Genomic DNA, 20120 nt, shown 5'->3' on the forward strand with positions numbered 1-20120 from the left:
GGCTGGCCTCATTGCGAGCAAGCTTTGCTCCCACGCACTGGAACGGTGTGAACGGTGGGAGCAAGGCTTGCCCGCGAGGAGGCCGGCAAGCCTGTCGAGATGAACCTTAGAACTTGGCTTCCAGGTCCAGCTGCAGGGTGTTGACGTCGTCGTCGCGCTGCAGGTTCGCGGCACCGTTGGACTGGGTATTGGTCTTGGCCATGAAGTAAGTCACGCCCAAGCCGAAGTTCTTGTCGATGTCGTAGCCCAGTTTGATCTTGCTGCCGTGGGCGCCGGTGTAGCCGTTGCCGAAGTCGGAGTCGGTGAACGCGCCCACCACTGCGTTGTTTTCTACGCGGCGGTAGTTGTAGTCCAGCGAGAAGTCACCCAGCTTGGTTTTGACACCCACCAGGTAAGCTTTGTCGTCGCTGTCGACTGCTTGGCTGTTCTTCACGTATTGGCCATAGATCGCCAGTGGAATCGGCAGGTTCTTGATGTCGAGTTGACCAAAGCCTTCCCACAGACGGAAGTCTTCGTTGGCCACCGAGTTGCCGTTACGCGACAGCGCAGTATTGGCCGCGACGGTGCCGTTGTTGTCTTCGTTGTTGTAGGTATAGAGGCTGCCACCTACGGTCACGCCGACGGCATTGCCCAGGTTGAACTTGCCACCCAACTGACCGGCGTACAGGCTCAGGTCGTGGTTGTATTGATAGCCTTCGCCGTCAACGTTGTCGGTCAGGGTGTAGTAGCCCAGGCTGCCGAACAGCGATGCGTCTTTGCTCAGCGGCAGTTTGTAAGTGGCGGCGACGCCTTCAGGGTTGATGTCGCTATCCCAGATCACGTCGCCCATGCTCACCCACGGCTGGTTCATCTTGCCGCCGATCAGATGCAGGTTGGGCACGGCAGTCGGGTGCCAGTCGAGATAGCCCAGGTCCAGCCACAGGGATTTCTTCGAGAAGTTGCCGTTCAGGTCCTGGTTGGTCGAGCGGGTGTCGTTGCTGCCACCGGTGGCGACGCGGATACCAGCGTCGACCTGCGGGTTGATCTCGCTGTACACACCCAGGCGGGCGCGGATGCGCTGGCGGTCGGCGATGCGATCACCGTCGGAGCTGGAGGAGCCGTGATCCTGGTCGATGTTTTCCTGGCGCACGCGCACGTCACCGTGAATCTGGGTCTTGGCGGCCCAGGCAACTTTCTGATCAAAAGCCGAAAGTTCGGTCTTTTTCTGCGCGGCATCGGCGGCGGCTTGCTGTTGGTCCTTGGCCAGTTCGCCTTGCAGCTCGCTATATTGGGCGGGTGTGATCGAGCCGTTGGCCTTGAGCATTTCCAGCAGTTTGGCGTCGACAGCGGCATTGGCAGAAGCGCTGGCGGCGAGAATCAGACCGCCGCACAAACCTGCCGCAGTACGTTTAGATACGAAACCCATGTGTGAACTCCCCAACTCTAATACGGCGAAAAGCGCCTGAATGCACGCCGAGCGCAAGGCTCGGTCGCGTGGGGGTTTAGCACCCCCGGTTCTAAAAACAGGCGCCAGTATTGCGAGGGCTTATGACAGATAGATGGCGGTTTGATAGCAGAAAGATGAATCGGTTTAGCCCTCGAGAACACCGAACTAGAGCGGTTGCGTTGGTTTGTCGCAGGGTATTGAAAGTCGACGAAGTCAGGGAAACCGTGGCTTTCACGGATTTTTCACATGTGTGGGGAGGGGGCCCTCATGTCGTTTTCAGAAGCGTCTCGACGACAATTCGAGTTCCGTTGTCATAAATAATTAATTTACATAAATCTCCATAGCGTTTTCTTAATCCAGTTTCATTGGTGGCTGTACCCTGTGCTCGTCTTAATGCCGCTACACGATTTTCGTGCAGGGGAGTGACATAAAATGAGAATCTTTAATACGCTTCAATTGAGCGCCATGACCGCTGCCGTCGTGATGGCATTGCCAACCTTGGTGCACGCCAGTGATCAATCCGACACCAAAGGCTTTGTCGATGGCAGCAGTTTGAATCTGCTGAACCGCAACGTGTTCTGGAACCAGACCGGGGGCGGCGGTCATACTCGTGACTGGAGCCAGGCGCTGATGGCCACCTTCAGCTCGGGCTTCACCCAAGGCACCGTCGGCGTGGGCGTTGACGCTTTCGCTGACCTGGCATTGCGTATCGATGGCAGTACTGACCGTGCGGGCGGTCCGACCATTCCCACCGATAACGACGGTGATCCGAAGCACGGCATCGCCAAGGGCGGCGGCGACGTCAAGTTCCAGGTGTCCAACACCCAGTTGAAAGTGGGGGATCTGCAACCCAATGCGCCGGTCTTTGCCACCGCTGACAACTATCTGATGCCGCAAACCGCGTCGGGCTTCTTGATCACCAGCCACGAGTGGGCGGGGCTGAACCTGGAAGCCGGTCACTTCACGTCGGGCACGGGCACCACCACTGCTGCGCATAGCGGCAACATCATGGCCAGCTATGCCAAGGTCGATACTCCTTCGGCGAGCTATGCTGGCGCCAAGTACCAGTTCAGCAAGGAGTTCACCGCTTCGCTGTACGGGGCTCACCTGGAAGACGTGTGGAACCAGTACTACCTGAACCTGAACCTGGTTCATCCGTTCTCGGATAACCAGGCGTTGGCGGTGGATTTCAACCTGTACCGCACCCTCGATGACGGCGATGCCAAGGCCGGTACCATCAACACCACCGCGACGTCGCTGTCGGCGGCCTACACTTTGGGCGCGCACACCTTCACGCTGGCCGGGCAGAAGATCAACGGTGACGAGCCGTTCGATTACGTCGGCTTCGGTGACAACGACGCTGCCGGCCGCTACGGCAACTCGATCAGCCTGGCGGACTCGGTGCAGTACTCCGACTTCAACGGCCCGAACGAGCGCTCGTTCCAATTGCGTTATGACCTCGACATGACCAGTTACGGCGTGCCAGGGCTAGGCTTCATGGCGCGTCATATCCGCGGTTATGGCATCGATGGCACCCACGTCGACAGCTCTTCGGCGTACGTCAATTTCTATGGCGCGGATGACAGCGAACACGAAACCGATGCCGAGGTGAAATACGCGGTGCAATCGGGCCCTGCGAAGAACCTGACCTTCCACCTGCGCGAAGCCTGGCACGATGGAGATGCGTCCACCGGTGGCAAGTTGATTCAAACTCGCTTGATTACCGAATACCCGCTGAATATTTTCTGATTCTATACAATTGATATCAAGTGGCTCACCGGCATGTCATAAACGTTATATATAAAGTTTCAGTGAAGGATGTTTAAAGGTTGCCGGTGATGGTGGCTGTTAATATCCAGTCTTGATTGCTCCTACAATCAACTTGGCCGGCAGGGCGCCCACTCTGTCGGCCTTTTTTATGGGCGCCGATTGTCCACCTGCGGATGAAAATCCTTGTACCGCCTTGCGAGGCGGGGCCTATGTGCTGATACTCGACCTATTCTTGCGTCGAGGTGGGTCATGTCCGTTCGTATAATTTCCAGCCTCGCTGATGTTCTCCCTGACCAGTGGGATAGATTGCTGGACGCACCTCAGCCGTTCTTGCGCCACGGATTTCTCTCGGCACTCGAGGACAGCGGCAGCCTCGGGCCCCAATCGGGCTGGCGCGCCGAGCATCGGCTGCTGGAACAGGACGGACAGTTGGTGGCGGCGCTCCCGGCTTATCGAAAATGGCATTCCTATGGCGAGTACGTCTTTGACCACGGTTGGGCCGACGCATGCCGGCGCGCTGGCATCGCTTACTACCCCAAGCTGCTCTGCGCCGTGCCGTTCAGTCCGGTAACCGGGCCGCGCCTTTTGGCCCGCAATCCAGGTGATGGTCTGGCGTTGTTGCGCGAGCTACCGGGCTATCTGCAGGCAGAGGGGCTGTCCAGCGCCCATTTGAATTTCACCGAGCCTGCGCTCGACGAGCATATGCGTGGTCAAGTGGGTTGGCTTGAGCGGTTGGGGTGCCAATATCACTGGCATAACCGCGGTTATCGGGATTTCCAGGATTTTCTCGACACCCTCAGCTCGCGTAAACGCAAGCAGATGCGCAAGGAGCGTGAACAAGTGGCCGCCCAGGGCATGGTGTTCGATTGGCGTGAAGGCCACGAGCTGAACGAACGAGACTGGGATTTCGTCTATCTGTGTTACGCCAATACCTACGCGGTACGCGGGCAGTCGCCGTATCTGACACGTGAGTTCTTCAGCCTGCTGGCCGAGCGCATGCCCGAAATGATTCGCGTGGTGTTCGCCTTGCAAGGCTCGCGTCCGGTCGCCATGGCGTTCAGCCTGGTCGGTGGCGATAGCTTGTATGGCCGTTACTGGGGCTGCCTTGCCGAGTTCGACCGGTTGCACTTCGAGACGTGTTTCTATCAGGGCATGGATTACGCGATCGCCAAGGGGATCAAGCGCTTTGACGCTGGCGCTCAGGGCGAGCACAAGCTGATTCGCGGCTTCGAACCGACCATCACGCGGTCGTGGCACTACCTGACGCATCCTGGGCTGGAGGCTGCGGTGCGAGAGTTTCTGGAACAGGAGCGGGTGGGGGTAGTGGCCTATGCCGAGGAGGCGCGGGCGGCGTTGCCTTATCGGCAGGGGTGAGTGATGAATCTTTATGGCTGATGGCCTCTAGCGGGCAGAGGCCATCAGCAGCGATCAATCAATCCCGACAAACCCTCCCGTCTGGTGATGCCACAGCCGCGCATACAGCCCTTGTTGGGCCAGCAGCTCGGCATGACTGCCGACCTCGACGATACGCCCATGCTGCAGCACCACCAGGCGATCCATCTTGGCAATGGTCGACAGTCGGTGCGCGATGGCGATCACGGTCTTGCCCTTCATCAGCGTCTCGAGGCTCTCCTGGATCGCTGCCTCAACTTCCGAGTCCAGTGCTGACGTGGCTTCGTCCATGATCAGGATCGGTGCGTTCTTGAGCAATACCCGCGCAATCGCGATGCGCTGACGCTGACCACCGGAAATCTTCACCCCGCGTTCGCCCACATGCGCTTCGAAACCGGTTCGTCCCTCGGAGTCGGACAGCAGCGGGATGAACTCTTCGGCGCGCGCCTTGCGTACCGCATCCCAGACCTGTTCCTCCGTGGCATTCGGCTTGCCGTAGCGCAGGTTCTCGAGGATCGAGCGGTGCAACAGCGAAGTGTCCTGAGTGATCAGGCCGATCTGTGCTCGCAGGCTCTCCTGAGTGACGCTGGCGATGTCCTGGCCGTCGATCACGATGCGCCCGGCAGGCAGGTCATAGAGACGCAGCAGCAGGTTGACCAAGGTCGACTTGCCGGCGCCGGAGGGACCGATCAGGCCGATTTTTTCGCCGGGGCGAATATCCAGGGTCAGGCCATCGATGATGTTAGGGCCTTTACCGTAGCTGAAGTCGACGCTTTCGAAGCGCACATTGCCACGGCTGACGTTGAGCGCCGGAGCGCCTTTGGGATCGGTCACCGTTACAGGCTGGGCGATTGTCTGCAGGCCGTCCTGCACCATGCCGATGTTCTCGAAGATGCCATTGACCACCCACATGATCCAGCCAGACATGTTGACGATACGAATTACCAGGCCTGTGGCCAGCGCGATGGCGCCCACCGAAATCAGCGATTGCGTCCACAGCCACAGCGCCAGCCCGGTGGTGCCGACGATCAGCAGACCGTTGATGGCGGTGATGGCGAAATCCATGCTGGTAATGACCCGGCTGGCCATCTGGGTTTTTTCGGTCTGCTCGGTCAATGCTTCACGAGCGTATTGCTGCTCCATGCTGGTGTGGGCGAACAGCTTGAGGGTGGCGATGTTGGAATAGCCATCGACGATGCGCCCCATCAGCTTGGAACGGGCATCGGAAGAGATCACCGAGCGTTCCTTGACCCGTGGCACGAAGTAATACAGCGACAGGATGTACAGCCCGATCCAGCAGATCAGCGGGATCATCAGGCGCCAGTCCGCCTCGGCGAACAGCACCAAGGCACTGATGGAATAGATCAGCACGTGCCACAGGGCATCGACGGCAGCCACGGCCGAGTCGCGCAGCGAGTTGCCGGTCTGCATGATGCGTTGGGCGATGCGCCCGGCGAAGTCGCTATGAAAGAAGTTCATGCTCTGCTTGAGCACGTAGTTGTGATTTTGCCAGCGGATCATGCTGGTCATGCCAGGGCTGATGGTCTGGTGCACCAGCAGGTCGTGCAAGCCGATGAAGATCGGCCGCAGCACCAAGGTGACCACCACCATCCAGATCAGCTCGAGGGCGTTGTCCTGGAAGAAGTGCACGTTGGGTGTGCCCTGCGCCATGTCGATGATGCGGCTGAGGTAGCGGAACAGCGCGACTTCGATCAGCGCGCCGATCAGCCCGACTACCAACAGCACGGCGAAGGTCGGCCAGACCTGACGCAAGTAGTAGATATAGAACGCCAGGACCTTGCTGGGCGGCGACTCGGTTGGAGCTTCGCGGAAGATATCGATCCATTGCTCGAAGCGGCGGTAGATCATGGGGGCGGGCTCTCCTGTGCGGTTGGGGCAGTCCTGGCGGGCTAGAGCTAGACGTCAGTCGATGCGCTTGGCCGAAAGGATCAATACGGGGTCGACGGGCACGTTCTGCATGCCGCTTTTGGTCGTGGTGTTGCTGTTGGCGATGATGTCGACGACATCCATGCCCTTGACCACCTTGCCGAACACCGCGTAGCCAGCGTTACCTGGGGCGTAGTTGAGCGAGTCGTTGTCGCGGTGGTTGATGTAGAACTGGCTGGTGGCGGAGTCGGGATCCGAGGTACGGGCCATGGCGATGGTGCCACGCGCATTCTCGAGGCCGTTGTTGGCTTCGTTCTTGATTGGCGGGTTGGTGTCCTTTTCCTGCATCTGCTGAGTGAAACCGCCACCCTGAATCATGAAATTGGGGATCACGCGGTGGAAAATGGTGTTGGTGTAGAAACCCTTGTCGACATACGCGAGGAAGTTCTTGGTGCTGATGGGCGCTTTGTCGCCATCCAGCTCCAGCTCGATGTCGCCGTTGCTGGTGTGCAGCAATACGTGGGGCTTGTTGCCGCTGGCCGGTTGCGCGGCCATCAGGTTGGCGGCGAAGAGCAGGGTGGAGGCGGCGATCAGGATTTTCTTGAACATGGACTCATTGATCCTTGAGGGTGTTGTCTGCGGTGGCGATGAAGCGCAGCAGGGTTTGGTTGAAGCGTTCTGGTTGATCCAGCGGTGTAGCGTGACGCGAATCTTCGATGACCGCCAGATGCGCGTCCGGAATGAGTGTGACGTAATGTTCTTTTACCGCCACCGGGGTGTAATCGTGGTCAGCGCTGATCACAAGGGTAGGACAGTCAATGGCGCCGAGACGTTCCTGCACACCCCAGCCAACGATGGCGTTGAAGCTGGCGAGATAAGCGCGTTTGTCGTTGCCGGCCCAGCGCTCGGCGACTTTGGCGCGCAGTGCGCCCTGGTCGGGTTTGGGAAAAAGATTCTTGCCCAAGGCGATGCCGATGGTGCGCATGCTGGCCACCCGCATGAGGCCCCAGCGCTTGAACCACTGCCAGTAATCGCTCGGGGAATGCAGCTTGACCTGTGGGCCACTGTTGACGATGCACAGGCTCTTGAGCCACTGCGGATGATCCACCGCCAGTTGGAAACCGATCATGCCGCCCATCGACAGGCCGACCAGATGTACCGGCCCGCAACCCAGGTGTTCGAGCAGCGCGATGACATCGGCGCTGAAGCCTTCGATGCTGTAGCGCTCGCGGGGCTTGGCAGATTGGCCATGGCCGCGCAGGTCGAGCACGATGACTTTATAGTGAGCCGCCAACGCCTCGGTCTGGTATTCCCAGTCCAGCCCGCTGGAGCCCAGGCCATGCAACAGCAGCACAGGGCTGCCATGGCCGGTGACTTCATAGTGCAGGGCGCAGCCTTGGTGGTCGAAGCGAGCCATGGAGCTTCCTTGTCAGACGGTCAGCGCAGTGGCTTGCAGGGTGCTCAGCGGGGTGGTATCGAAAGTGCGCAACAACTCGATGAGGATCTGCGTCGCCGGGCCGAGAGGTTTATCCTTGTTCGAGTATAGGTAGAACAGCGGATGGCGCGAGCCGCCCTGATCCAAAGGCAGTGGCTTGAGCACGCCCTCGCGCAGTTCGCGGCTGATCATGTGCCGAGGCAACCAGGCGAAACCCAGCCCGCTGCCGACGAACGTGGCGGCGGTACCGAGGCTGCCGACGGTCCAGCGCTGTTCGGCGCCGAGCCAGCCGACATCACGTGGTTGCTGGCGGCCGGAATCGCGGATCACCACCTGGAGCTGGCTTTCGAGGTCCTGAAAGTTCAGTGTGCGGTTCATCTTGTGCAGCGCGTGGTCAGGGTGGGCGACGGCGACGAACTCCACTGCGTTCATTTCCGTGCCGAGGTAACCGGGGATGTTGTAGCCGCTGATGGCCAGGTCGGCGATGCCTTCGTGCAGCACCTCCTCGACCCCTGACAGCACTTCTTCACGCAAGCGCACGCGGCAGCCACGGCTTTGCGGCATGAAGGCCGTCAGCGCATGTACCAGCCGCGCACTGGGGTAAGCGGCGTCGACCACCAGTCGGACTTCCGCCTCCCAGCCCTGTTCCATATGCAGCGCCAGGTCTTCCAGCTGGCTGGCCTGTTTGACCAACTGCCGGGAGCGGCGCAGCAATACACCACCCGCTTCCGTGAGTACCGCCTTGCGGCCATCGATACGCAACAACGGTACGCCCAGTTGCTCCTGCATGCGCCCGACGGTGTAGCTCACGGACGATTGCGAACGGTGCAAGGCTTCGGCGGCCTGGGCGAATCCGCCGTGATCGACCACTGCCTGAAGCGTGCGCCATTGGTCGAGGGTTACGCGTGGCGCTTTCATGACCGGCTCTCAAGGTAATTACACATCTGGCTAATAAAACAATTAAATCGATGGATTACGAGCCTTTTTTCAAATGTTTCATCGAAGGTTAATAGGCGAAGCGATCAACCAAGCACAACAATTGCCTCACGCCGAGCGAGCCGCTATGGTCGCCGGCTCACTGCACGAGGCCGTCATGCCCTACCTTCTGATCGTTACTCTTATCCAGGCATTTTCCTTCAGTCTGATCGGCGTCTACCTTGCTGGCCACGTCGACAGCTACCTGGCTGTGGTCTTGCGAATCCTCTTCGCCGGCCTGGTGTTCATCCCGCTGACCCATTGGCGTCAGGTCGAGCCACGGTTCATGCGCTCGATGCTGCTGATCGGCGCTTTGCAGTTTGGCGTCACCTACGTGTGCCTGTACCTGAGCTTTCGCGTGCTGACTGTGCCCGAGGTGCTGCTCTTCACCATCCTCACGCCGGTGCACGTGACCTTGATCGAAGACGCGCTTAATCGGCGCTTCAATCCCTGGGGATTGGTGGCGGCGCTGGTGGCGGTGATGGGTGCTGCGGTGATTCGCTTCGACAGCATCGGTGCGGACTTCTTCATGGGCTTTTTGCTGTTGCAACTGGCCAACTTCACCTATGCGGCGGGGCAGGTGATGTACAAGCACCTGATTGCGCGCTACCCCAGTGATCTGCCGCATTACCGGCGATTCGGCTATTTCTATGTCGGGGCATTGCTGGTGGCGTTGCCGGCCTGGCTGGCGTTCGGCAACTTGCACCACTGGCCAGAGGCGCCGCTGCAGTGGGGCGTGCTCATGTTCCTCGGGCTGGTGTCCACGGCGCTGGGCATGTACTGGTGGAACAAGGGCGCGTGTCAGGTGAGCGGTGGGACCTTGGCGGTGATGAACAACCTGCATGTACCGGTGGGGCTGTTGCTGAATCTGCTGATATGGAATCAGAGCGAGCCGCTGGGGCGACTGGCGTTGGGTGGGGGGGTGATTATGGCGTCGTTGTGGATCAGTCGGCGTGGGCGACGGGCTTGCCACTCGCCTGCCTTGCGCCACGCTGATTCGGGTCTTGAGCGATAAGTGCTCCATCTCCAAGGATCCGTCACTTTCAAGCCAGCAGCCTCTTAGGGCGCCGTAGCCCTGGACGCAATTGCATACCCGCGCGCAGCGGCAATAACTGCGATATACCCATTCAGTGGCGTACCTGCGCTGCGGTCATTCCTGCATCGGAGATGGGATGGAGGGCGCATCCGCGGATGGCAGGCGTATACCGCCCCCCAGTAAGCCTGCCCGCATATCCGCGCCACTCGGCTGCTGAAACACCCCCAGCCCGAACTCCGGCAATACCGCCAGCAGGTAATCGAAGATATCCCCCTGAATCCGCTCGTACTCCACCCAGACCGTCGTGCGGGTAAAGCAGTAAATCTCCAACGGCACCCCCTCGGCGCCGGTTTCCATCTGCCGGACCATGCAGGTCATGTTCGGTTGGATGTCCGGATGGCTTTTCAGGTAGGCGAGGGCATAAGCCCTGAAGGTGCCGAGGTTGGTCATGGTCCTGCGGTTGGCCGCGACGCTGGCGACATTGCCCTGGGCTTCGTTCCAGCTCTGCAGTTCGGCTTGCTTGCGGCCCATGTAGTCCGTCAGCAGATGCACCTGGGTCAGCCGCTCGATCTCGTCCTGGCGCAGAAAGCGCACGCCACTTGAATCGATGAACAGGCTGCGCTTGATGCGCCGGCCACCGGCCTGCTGCATGCCGCGCCAGTTCTTGAACGACTCGGACATCAAGCGCCAGGTAGGAATGCTGACAATGGTCTTGTCGAAATTCTGCACCTTCACGGTATGCAGGGTGATATCCACCACATCGCCATCAGCCCCCACCTGGGGCACCTCGATCCAGTCGCCGACCCGCAGCATGTCGTTGCTGGTCAGCTGCACGCCGGCCACGAACGACAGCAGCGTGTCCTTGTAGACCAGCAGGATGACGGCCGACATGGCGCCCAGCCCGGACAGCAGCAACAGCGGCGAGCGGTCGATCAGGGTGGCGACGATAATGATGGCGCCGAAGATGTAGAGGATCATCTTGGCCAGTTGCACATAGCCCTTGATGGAGCGGGTGCGGGCATGTTCGGTGCGCGCGTAGATGTCCAGCAAGGCGTTGAGCAGGGCGCCCACGGCAAGCATCTGGAACAGGATGGTGAAGGCCAGGGCGCCGTTGCCGAGGAAGTGGCGGGCGACTTCGGTCAATTCCGGCACCAGATTGAGCCCGAATTGCACGACTAGCGAGGGGACCGTCTGGGCCAGGCGGTGGAAGACCTTGTTGTGCAAAAAATCGCTGAGCCAATGCAGCGCCGGTTGGCGGCTGAGCAGCTTGATGCCGTGGATGATCACATACCGCGCGACCCGGCCGAGCGCCAAGGCCACACCGAACAGCAGGATGAGGCCCAGAGTGGCGTGCAGCCAAGGATGTTGATCAAGCGCGCCCCAGAGATGCTGGGCGCGCAGCCAGAGTGATTGAAAATCCATGTTGGTGGCAGGCCGTCGCTCGATAGGGCGGCTATTAAAGCGCAGACCTTGTTGTCGATGCCATGCGCCGAGGCCTCAAAGAGTGTGACTGTATGTTTGAGAGCCGAAGTCATGCTGTGGTCCTGCGCAGCATTCTCCGGCGTCTTCGCGAGCAAGCTTTGCTCCCACAGGTGTACGCCGATGCAACTGTTTGCAGAGTGGGAGCAAGGCTTGCCCGCGAAGAGGCCCGACGCGCCACTGCAAATCTTGCAGTATCGTACTTAAGCCCGGGCCTGATCCTTGGCCGCTGGGGCAACCGAACGCCGAGCGCCGATATCCTCCACCTTGCGCTGCTTTTCATACAAAAAGCTCAGCACCGCATGACGATACTGGTTATACAGGGGATCGTCCGCCAGCTCGATGCGGTTGCGCGGGCGCGGCAGGTCGATGCTGAGGATCTCGCCGATGGTCGCCGCCGGGCCGTTGGTCATCATCACGATGCGATCGGACAGCAGCACGGCCTCGTCGACATCGTGGGTGATCATCATCACCGTATTGCGCAGTTCGCCCTGAATCCGCATCACTTCATCCTGCAGATGCGCGCGGGTCAGGGCGTCGAGGGCGCCGAACGGCTCGTCCAGCAGCAGCACCTTGGGTTGCATGGCGATGGCGCGGGCGATGCCGACGCGCTGCTTCATGCCGCCGGAAATCTCGCTCGGGCGCTTGTGCAATGCATGGCCCATGCTGACCATCTCCAGGTTGTACAGCGTCCATTCATGCCGTTCGGCCTTGGTCTTGCTCGACTTGAACACCTTGTTGACCGCCAGCGAGACGTTTTCGTACACCGTCAGCCACGGCAGCAGCGAGTGGTTCTGGAACACCAGGCTGCGATCCGGGCCGGGCGAATGCACTTCGCGGCCATCGAGGATCACTGCGCCGCTGCTGGCCTGCAGCAGCCCGGCGACGATGTTCAATACCGTCGATTTGCCACAGCCCGAGTGGCCGATGATGGAGATGTATTCGCCGCGCTCGATGTCCAGGTTGACGCCGCTCAGGACCTGACTGCTGACCCCGTCGCGCTCGAAATGTTTGTCGACGTTTTCGATGCTCAGATAACGTGTGCCCATGGGCTTTGCTCCTTAGCTGGCGGACGTGCCGCGGGTGACCAGTTGGCCCACAAGGGCGACCAGGCGATCGAGGCAGAAGCCGACGATACCGACGTAGAACAGCGCGAGGATGATGTCGCTGATGCGCGAGGCGTTCCACGCATCCCAGATGAAAAAGCCGATGCCTACGCCGCCGATCAGCATTTCGGCCGCGATGATCGCCAGCCACGACAGGCCCACACCGATGCGCAGCCCGGAGAAGATGTACGGCGCGGCGGCGGGCAGCATGATCTTGACGAAGTACTCGATGCCATTGAGGCGCAGCACCTTGGCGACGTTACGGTAATCGTCGGGGATGTTGCGCACGCCCACCGAGGTATTGATGATGATCGGCCAGATGGCGGTGATGAAAATCACGAAGATGGCCGACGGGTGACTGTCCTTGAAGCCTGCCAGCGACAGCGGCAACCAGGCCAGCGGCGGCACGGTACGCAGGATCTGGAACAGCGGATCGAGGCCGCGCATGGCCCAGCTCGATTGTCCGACGAGCACGCCCAGGCTGATGCCGGCGACCACTGCCAGCAGGTAGCCGTAGGCGACGCGCTTGAGGCTGGCGAGCAGTTGCCAGGCCATGCCGACATCGTTGCCGCCATTGTCGAAGAATGGATTGACGATCAGCTCCCAGGTGTCCTTGATCACCTGGGTCGGTGGCGGCAACGCCGAGCCCTTGCCGCTGCACAGCAGTTGCCAAAGACACAGCAGCAGGGCGGCGATCACCAGGGGTGGCACGACATTGTGCAGCAACGCCGTACGCAGGCGCTTGAGCCAGCCGGGCATCGGGCGCTGAACAATCGGTTTGGGCTCTAGCGCGTGAGCGGTGGCCTTGGGTAGTTTTGCATCAGCGTTCATCGGCGTCTCCAAGGATGCGTGAATAACGGTATTTTGCGCTGGGATTGCGAGCCTCTTCGCGGGCAAGCCTTGCTCCCACAATGCGTGCCGTTGTGGGAGCGAGGCTTGCCCGCGAAGAGGCCCTCAGAGGCCCCGCAGATGTCAGGGAGTTACACCAACGCCTTGATCGCCAAACTATCGAGATAGGCCTTCGGGTTCTGCGGATCGAACTGCTTGCCATCGAAAAAGGTTTCGATGCCACGGGAAGTCGAGGTCGGGATCAGCTCGGCGGACAGGTTCAATTCAGCGGCAGCCGTGCGCCAGATGTCCTCGCGGTTGACCTTGTCGATCAGCGCCTGGGTATCGAGGTTCTGCGGCAGGTAGCCCCAGCGCTGGTTCTCGGTGAGGAACCACAGGTCGTGGCTCTTGAAGGGATAGGAGGCGTGGTCATCCCAGTAGCGCATCATGAACGGGCTGTTTTCTACCACCTTGCCAGTGCCGTAGGCGAAGGTGCCCTTCATGCGCGAAGCGATGTCTTCGACCGGCGCGTTGATCCAGCGACGCTTGGCGCAGATCTGCGCGACCTCGTCCTTGTTCTCCGGTTTTTCGCAGAACATCTGCGCTTCCATGATGGCCTTGAGCAATGCCTTGGCGGCATTAGGGTTGGTGGCGACATAGTCCGAGCGCAGGGCGAAGGCTTTTTCCGGGTGCTTGTCCCACAGCTCGCCGGTGGTATTGGCGGTGTAGCCGATCTTCTGGTTGACCAGCTGCGAGTTCCATGGCTCGCAGACGCAGAAGGTATCCATGGTGCCGACCTTCATGTTGGCGACCATCTGCGGCGGCGGTACGACGATAGTGGCGACGTCCTTGTTGGGGTCGATCCCGCCGGCGGCGAGCCAGTAGCGCATCCACAGGTCGTGGTTGCCACCGGGAAAGGTCACTGCGGCGTTGACCGTCTTGCCGGCGGCTTTCTTGGCCAGCAGGGCGGCCTTGAAGGGACTCGAATCGGTGCCCAGTTTCAGCGCCGAGTACTCCTCGCCCACGGAGATGCACTGGCCGGCCAGGTTGAGGCGCGCCAGGATGGAGATCGGCACCGGCTGGTTGTTGGTGGTGATCTTGCCGGTGCTCATCAGGTACGCCATGGGCGTCAGCAGGTGCGCGCCATCGATGCCATTGGCCGCCGAGCCGAGCACCAGGTTGTCGCGGGTGGTGCCCCAGGAGGTTTGTTTGAGGATGTCGACTTCGGTCATGCCGTATTTGGCGAACAGGCCCTTTTCATCGGCAACGAACAATGGCGCAGCGTCGGTGAGGGCGATGAAGCCCAGCTTGGCCTTGGTGGTTTCCGGCGCATCGCTGCCGGCCGCCCAGACCTTCGACTGCAGGCCCGCCGGCAGCAGGGTCAGCGCTGCGCCAGCGCCGAGTACACCGAGGGATCGCTTGAGAAAGGTGCGCCGCGGGGCATCGTGTTGTTCATCTGCTGCACTGAAAGGTGTGTCATCCATCGTCGATTCCCCAAATGACGCGCATAAAAAAACGGCGACCACTCTTGATGGGCAATGCTGCCGCAAGAAGAATGGACGCCGTTGTCCTGTATTCGATTGAGAGGCCCGTGTCGTGCGGCCTGATCAACACAAAGCAGAATGTGTGCCAGCGAGAAAGATGAACGAATGCTCTGAAACTAAACCTTTTAAATCATGGGTTTGTGGGGCACCAGCATGGGCGATGCCGAGTCATCGATCCGGTTTGCGCCGCACACTGCAGGAGCACGCTGCACTTCAACGGCGCAACCCTGGGCCGCTTCAGCGCCGCCGTGCGGCAAGATTGAGCAGATTCTGCGCGACATCCACCAGGCGCTCGCCGCGCTCCATGGCGGTCTTGCGCAAGCGCACGTAGGCCTGGCTTTCAGTGACTTGATATTCCTCCATCAACAGTTTTTTCGCGCGCTCGACCACCCGCCGCTCGTTCAGTGCCTCGCGCGCCTCGTCGAGTTGCTCGGTGGCAGTGACCAGGCGCTGGGTCTGGGCTTGCAGCAGGTCCAGCACCGAGCGGCTGAGGTGCGGGCCCAAGGTGTCATGACCATTGCCGCCGAGGTCGCTGGCGTGGACATTGAACAGTTTGCTGAACTCGCCTTCGTCGCGGCGTTCCAGGCTGCCCAGGCGTTTGAGCAGCTCGCGGTGGTTGTCGAGGTCGGCGCGGGCGTGCTGGATGCCACGGTGGCAACTGCTGTGGAGCAAGGTAGAAATATGATTTTCGACACCCTTGAAAGCATCCATGCGCTCGGTGCAGACGTCGAACCAGAGCTCGGACAGCTCCGGCGAGACCTTGTCCTTTTCCGAGGTGCGCAGCGCCATCGCGCGCATGCGTGCCTGCTTGGCGTTGACGTCGCTGGTGGCTGTGTTGAACCACATTTCTCGGGCCCGGTCATCGGCGAAATCGAGAAAGGTTTCGAAGCAGCGCTCCTGGCTGTGGGCGAGTTGCTCCATTCGATCGCGCCGTGGGGCGTCGAAAAACCCTTGGGAAAAGCCGCCGACGCCGCACGCGCGTTCCTGACCGGCCAGTTCCTTGCCCTGCATGAAATTGAACATGGCCACCAGCACCCGCGTGATAAGCGGATCGGCGGCCGTGTCGGCGGCTTCGAACACCACGGCCAGCAAGCCGCCGATCATGCGCGTGAACGCTACTGTGGCATCCCCAGGCTCCAGCATCTGGTCGCGAATTCGCCGGCGCAGGCCGGGCAGCTCGTCGAGGCCGTGCAGCACATGGGCGATCCGGTTGAACAGGCGGGCGCGATCGGTGGCGCTGTTGGATTCCAGATCCATGCTGTCGAAGCGTTCGCGCACCACCCGCTCGATCTCCAGGGCGTCGTCGCTGAGGTGATCGAGGTAGACCCGGTGGGCATCGCTGAGCTGGGCCAGATACAGGTTGGTGTAGCCGCGTTCGCGTTGCAGGGCGTGGATCAATTCGCTGATGCGCGTGACCAGCTCGCAGGTGACGGCAAGGCCTTCAAGGCCCTCCAGCTCGATTCGGCGTGCGGCAAGCATGAAACGCAGGGCGGGCGGCATCTGACGGTCGGGCATGGCGGCGGTCTTGTGTCGAGGTGGGAGGGCTGTGTCTGCTCGTTACAGCCTATACCAGCTTGATGCCAAATATGTAGTGGGGCGAAAAAGCCATCCGCCCACATCAAAAGAACGCGCGGACGGCCTGAACCGTGAACACCCCTTCACACTGCGGGTTGTGCCCCGAGTACGCCGAGCAATCTTCGCCACGCAGGCTCGAATCGCTGTAGATGAAGTCCAGGTTGACGCCTTTCCACGGTTTGGAAAGCTGCAGCGACCAATCATTGAAGCTGGCCACCTGGCCGCCGGAGCCCAGTATGTACGGGGAGTCGAGCTGGTGGTTGGTAACCTTGAAGCTCATGTCGACATCCAGCAGCGGTAAACCGTGCAGGCTCGCGAAAAGGGTGCTGTTACGGCTATCGACGGCTTCGTTGAAGGCAGCGCCGAAGCGTGTGTCGAGCACTTTCAGGCCCGCGTAGAACTCATGGCTGTCAGTGGCCTCGAGACGGGGATAGCTGTAATGGATAATGCCCGCTTCATAGCCCATCCCCAGATTCTTGTCGAAGGGGTGCTTAAAACCGGCATAGGAGTCGATTTCCAGGGTGCTGTCACTGGTCAGTCCGACACTGGGTGACCACTGGCCCGCGTAGAAGCCACTGTCGTGAGTCAGGTCGAGGCCTCCGTGTAAGGTGCCAACGGAGGCCGGTTGAACCAGGCCTGCCGCCATGCTGCGCGTAGGCGTGGTGCCGATCTTGAGATCGAAGTCACCCAGATTGCGCTCGGCAACCTGCCCATGGGCGTAGGGTATGGCCAGAAGCGTGGCGGTCAGAACAAGTCGGGTTCTGAGCATGTCTTACTCCGTGTAGTGCCGAACGCAGTGTGCCGCGCAATGATCGGCGCGGTCTGTGAAGGTGGGCGCAAAGGCCCGAGCTAGACGGTGCAAAGCATACCCTCTGAACTGCGCAGATGGGCGCCACTCGTCTATTTTTCGGCAGGCTGCGACATCGAGTCGCAAAAAAGAGGATGTTGCGGGCGACGGTTTGTCGCCTGAAGCCGTGGGCGTTTCGCGCTGCCCACTGACTTCGATTCAGGCTCGGGTGCTTTTAAGCTTACTTCTTGCCGAGGCTGATATGGCGCGAAGGGGTGAAGGTCTGGCCGCTCACACCTTTGGCGATCTGCTGGATCTCGCCGCCCTTGTTCAGAAACGCAGCGATCTGTTCGTTGATCGACTCGCTGGTCTCGACGGCCGGAGCTGGTTTCGCTTTGGTGGTGGATGCTTTTACGCGCATGGCTGCCATTAACCTTTGAAAATTAACTTGGCCAGGCATTGTACACGAAATAACCAGTGGCCGGTGGCCGAATGTCGCAACGGGCCAGAATGCCACGGTTGCCGTTCGTCAGGCAAGGCATGCGGCAGCGATCTCGGGTAGAATACCGGCCTCGCAGTGAGGATCTTGAGCATGGCTTTGATTGGGCGTTACAACAGTTTGCAAGTGGTTAAGCACACGGACTTCGGTCTGTATCTGGACGGAGGCGCCGATGGCGAAATCCTGCTGCCCAATCGGTACATTCCCAAGGACACGCCCTCGGAGGTCGAGGACTGGCTCAACGTGTTCGTCTACCTCGACAGCGAAGACAAGCTGCTGGCCACGACCGAAAAGCCCAAGGTTCAAGTCGGCGAATTCGCCAGCCTCAAGGTCAAGGAAATCAACAGCATCGGCGTGTTCCTCGATTGGGGTCTGCCCAAGGACCTGCTGCTGCCGTATTCCGAAGAAAAGCGCCAGCTCAAGCAGGGCGATTACTGCGTCGTGCACGTCTACCTAGACAAGCGTACCCGGCGCATCACCGCCACCGCTCGCCTGGACCGCTATCTGGACAAGGTCGCCGCCAACTACAGCCTGGGTCAGGAAGTGAAGTTGCTGGTGGTCGAAGAAAGCGACCTGGGTTTCAAAGCGGTGATCAACAACCAGCACTGGGGCTTGATTCACAAGAACGAAGTCTTCAAGTTCCTGCGTTCGGGCAAGCAGGAAATCGGCTACATCAAGGCCTTGCGCGATGATGGCAAGATCGCCTTGAGCCTGCAGCCGGTCGGCGCCCAGGCGGCGGACAGCCTCAACGAGAAGATCCTCGGCAAGTTGCGCGACAACCAGGGCAGCCTGCCCGTGAGCGACAAGAGCGAACCGCAGGTGATCGCCGATCTGTTCGGTGTCAGCAAGGGCAACTTCAAGAAGGCCATCGGCGCGTTGTACAAGAACGGCCAGATCGTCATCCACGCCGATCGCATCGAATTGAGCTGATTAAGCGCGTGAGTTGAGCGAAAGTCCCTGTGTGAGGTCCACTTTCTGTCTTTACACAGAATTCTTCGCACAGAGGCTTCCCCATGAAACGTTTCGCCCTTGCCTATCTGGGTGCCTTGCTGGCGCTGATCATCCTCGATGGATTGTGGCTCGGGGTGTTGATGGGCCCCACCTACAAGGCCATGCTCGGGCCATTGATGCTCGATCAACCACGGTGGCTGCCGGCGCTGCTGTTCTATCTGCTGTATCCGCTGGGCGTTGCGTATTTTGCGGTGTTGCCGGGGCTGCTCAGCGGGCGCCTGGGGCGAGCGCTGAGCAGCGGCGCCTTGCTCGGCCTGATCGCCTATGGCACTTACGACCTGAGCAATTGGGCGACGCTGACCGGGTGGCCCGGCGCGCTGGTTGCCATTGACATGGCTTGGGGCGTGGTCATCTCGGCTCTGAGCGCGGCTGCGGGCGTGTTCATCGCTCGGCGTGCGACCGAGTGAAGCCCTTCGCGGGCAAGCCTTGCTCACACTAGTGCAAGCTCAGGTGCGGCGGGCACTGAGGGAGCAGAGGTTGCTCGCGAAGAGGTCATCAGCCACAGCGCAACTATCGGGATCTCGGTATCAATCCTGCACGAAAGACGCGAAGCCCATATTGCTGCCCAGCGGCCGGACGTCCTTGAGGAAGGAATCCTTGTCGGCGCTCAACTCCAGGCTCACCGTCGATTTGCGTTTGCCGGCGTTGCGCACGACCAAACCTTCAAGCCCCTCGCGCATGACTTTTGTCGGCACCTTGGCATGAACCAGGCGATCAGTCAGCGGATCGTGCATCAGCAGGTGAATCCACTCGTACTGGCCAATCTGCAAGCGTGCCACCGGGATATCGAACCACCAGATGTTGCGGCGCTTGTCGAGAACGGAAAAATGGCAGTTATTGACGCCGAGCACTGCGCCGCCGAGTTGTTCGTTGCGGCGAACGATGGCCTGGGGTTTATCGAGCTTCATGGAAAACCTGTAAAAAAATGACGCACGGGCACATGCCTGAACTGGCGCCTATTCTGGTGGCAAAGCCTTTGAATATAAAGCCCCGGACGATTTTTTCAGGCGCGCCGATGAACGGTTGCAGTAAAAATTGAAACTCTCTCGCCTGCGTTGCAGTCAACCTTATGTCGATTAAGACACTTCGATCTCATTAGGAGAAACACCATGAGTGGCACTAAAGATAAAGTGAAAGGTGCGGTAAACGAAGCAGTCGGTAACGTCAAGCAAGGCGTCGGCAAAGCCACTGGCAGCGCCAAGATGCAAGCTGAAGGTAAAGTGCAGGAACGCAAAGGCGAAGCACAGAAAACCGTCGGCAAGGTCAAAGATGCTGTGAGCAAGAAGCATTAAGGCGCACGCCGACACCGGACGCGCTCCGGTGAGCTGTAGCACTATCAACGGTCATCCACGGATGGCCGTTGCGCTGTC

At 60.2% G+C, this 20120-nt stretch carries 19 protein-coding genes; 6 read left to right on the forward strand and 13 right to left on the reverse strand.

From position 1 onward, the window contains the following. Nucleotides 1-106: 106 nt before the first annotated feature. Nucleotides 107-1405, reverse strand: a complete 1299-nt coding sequence (locus LIX93_RS16415) for a putative porin (protein WP_226505106.1) — start codon at nucleotides 1403-1405, stop codon at nucleotides 107-109. Between the two features lie 486 nt (nucleotides 1406-1891). On the opposite strand from LIX93_RS16415, the gene LIX93_RS16420 reads away from it, so the two are divergent. After that, nucleotides 1892-3175, forward strand: coding sequence for an OprD family porin (locus LIX93_RS16420; RefSeq protein WP_226505107.1), 1284 nt, complete (start codon nucleotides 1892-1894; stop codon nucleotides 3173-3175). Between the two features lie 270 nt (nucleotides 3176-3445). Next, the gene (locus LIX93_RS16425; RefSeq protein WP_226505108.1) at nucleotides 3446-4570 is read left to right on the forward strand and encodes a GNAT family N-acetyltransferase; all 1125 of its coding nucleotides are present in this window, start codon (nucleotides 3446-3448) and stop codon (nucleotides 4568-4570) included. Nucleotides 4571-4624: 54 nt separating this feature from the next. Here LIX93_RS16425 and LIX93_RS16430 read toward each other — a convergent pair whose 3' ends face one another. The 4 genes from LIX93_RS16430 to LIX93_RS16445 are packed head-to-tail and all read right to left on the reverse strand — an operon-like array spanning nucleotide 4625 to nucleotide 8828. Continuing rightward, the gene (locus tag LIX93_RS16430; RefSeq protein ID WP_226505109.1) at nucleotides 4625-6457 is read right to left on the reverse strand and encodes an ABC transporter ATP-binding protein; all 1833 of its coding nucleotides are present in this window, start codon (nucleotides 6455-6457) and stop codon (nucleotides 4625-4627) included. A 54-nt stretch (nucleotides 6458-6511) separates the two neighbouring features. After that, complete coding sequence (locus tag LIX93_RS16435) at nucleotides 6512-7084, reverse strand: peptidylprolyl isomerase (RefSeq protein WP_226505110.1); 573 nt, start codon at nucleotides 7082-7084, stop codon at nucleotides 6512-6514. Between the two features lie 4 nt (nucleotides 7085-7088). After that, the gene (locus tag LIX93_RS16440; protein WP_226505111.1) at nucleotides 7089-7892 is read right to left on the reverse strand and encodes an alpha/beta hydrolase; all 804 of its coding nucleotides are present in this window, start codon (nucleotides 7890-7892) and stop codon (nucleotides 7089-7091) included. A 12-nt stretch (nucleotides 7893-7904) separates the two neighbouring features. Next, nucleotides 7905-8828 carry a LysR family transcriptional regulator gene (locus tag LIX93_RS16445; RefSeq protein ID WP_226505112.1) on the reverse strand — a complete coding sequence of 308 codons (924 nt, stop codon included), beginning with the start codon at nucleotides 8826-8828 and terminating at the stop codon, nucleotides 7905-7907. 175 nt (nucleotides 8829-9003) lie between these two features. On the opposite strand from LIX93_RS16445, the gene LIX93_RS16450 reads away from it, so the two are divergent. Continuing rightward, entirely contained in the window at nucleotides 9004-9900 is an 897-nt protein-coding gene (locus tag LIX93_RS16450) for a carboxylate/amino acid/amine transporter (RefSeq protein ID WP_226505113.1), read from the forward strand. Between the two features lie 135 nt (nucleotides 9901-10035). Here LIX93_RS16450 and LIX93_RS16455 read toward each other — a convergent pair whose 3' ends face one another. From LIX93_RS16455 to LIX93_RS16485, 7 genes are all read right to left on the reverse strand, one after another. Continuing rightward, a complete protein-coding gene (locus tag LIX93_RS16455) occupies nucleotides 10036-11343 on the reverse strand; it encodes a mechanosensitive ion channel family protein (RefSeq protein WP_226505114.1) in 1308 nt (435 codons plus the stop codon). Nucleotides 11344-11603: 260 nt separating this feature from the next. Further along, nucleotides 11604-12449: an ABC transporter ATP-binding protein gene (locus tag LIX93_RS16460; RefSeq protein ID WP_226505115.1), complete on the reverse strand. Its 846-nt coding sequence runs from the start codon at nucleotides 12447-12449 to the stop codon at nucleotides 11604-11606. 12 nt (nucleotides 12450-12461) lie between these two features. Beyond that, the gene (gene ntrB, locus LIX93_RS16465; RefSeq protein ID WP_226505116.1) at nucleotides 12462-13337 is read right to left on the reverse strand and encodes a nitrate ABC transporter permease; all 876 of its coding nucleotides are present in this window, start codon (nucleotides 13335-13337) and stop codon (nucleotides 12462-12464) included. Between the two features lie 149 nt (nucleotides 13338-13486). Further along, on the reverse strand, nucleotides 13487-14818 hold the full coding sequence (locus LIX93_RS16470; RefSeq protein ID WP_226505117.1) for a CmpA/NrtA family ABC transporter substrate-binding protein: 1332 nt from the start codon (nucleotides 14816-14818) through the stop codon (nucleotides 13487-13489). Nucleotides 14819-15115: 297 nt separating this feature from the next. Beyond that, nucleotides 15116-16393 carry a nitrate regulatory protein gene (locus LIX93_RS16475; protein ID WP_226505118.1) on the reverse strand — a complete coding sequence of 426 codons (1278 nt, stop codon included), beginning with the start codon at nucleotides 16391-16393 and terminating at the stop codon, nucleotides 15116-15118. Between the two features lie 103 nt (nucleotides 16394-16496). Then, complete coding sequence (locus tag LIX93_RS16480; RefSeq protein WP_226505119.1) at nucleotides 16497-17222, reverse strand: TorF family putative porin; 726 nt, start codon at nucleotides 17220-17222, stop codon at nucleotides 16497-16499. A 259-nt stretch (nucleotides 17223-17481) separates the two neighbouring features. Further along, a complete protein-coding gene (locus LIX93_RS16485; RefSeq protein WP_226505329.1) occupies nucleotides 17482-17670 on the reverse strand; it encodes a hypothetical protein in 189 nt (62 codons plus the stop codon). Between the two features lie 162 nt (nucleotides 17671-17832). Here LIX93_RS16485 and LIX93_RS16490 point away from each other — a divergent pair, with 162 nt between their 5' ends. Together LIX93_RS16490 and LIX93_RS16495 are read left to right on the forward strand one after the other, a co-directional pair. Continuing rightward, nucleotides 17833-18669 (forward strand): S1-like domain-containing RNA-binding protein, encoded by an 837-nt coding sequence (locus LIX93_RS16490; protein ID WP_226505120.1) that lies wholly within the window; start codon nucleotides 17833-17835, stop codon nucleotides 18667-18669. Between the two features lie 83 nt (nucleotides 18670-18752). Further along, nucleotides 18753-19157 (forward strand): DUF2177 family protein, encoded by a 405-nt coding sequence (locus LIX93_RS16495; protein ID WP_226505121.1) that lies wholly within the window; start codon nucleotides 18753-18755, stop codon nucleotides 19155-19157. A 120-nt stretch (nucleotides 19158-19277) separates the two neighbouring features. Here the strand turns inward: LIX93_RS16495 and LIX93_RS16500 are convergent, their stop codons facing one another. Then, a complete protein-coding gene (locus LIX93_RS16500; RefSeq protein WP_226505122.1) occupies nucleotides 19278-19658 on the reverse strand; it encodes a hypothetical protein in 381 nt (126 codons plus the stop codon). Nucleotides 19659-19859: 201 nt separating this feature from the next. On the opposite strand from LIX93_RS16500, the gene LIX93_RS16505 reads away from it, so the two are divergent. Beyond that, nucleotides 19860-20042, forward strand: coding sequence for a CsbD family protein (locus tag LIX93_RS16505; RefSeq protein ID WP_226505123.1), 183 nt, complete (start codon nucleotides 19860-19862; stop codon nucleotides 20040-20042). Nucleotides 20043-20120 lie beyond the last annotated feature (78 nt).

This window comes from Pseudomonas sp. MWU16-30317 (genome assembly GCF_020515695.1).
Classification (GTDB): Bacteria; Pseudomonadota; Gammaproteobacteria; order Pseudomonadales; family Pseudomonadaceae; genus Aquipseudomonas.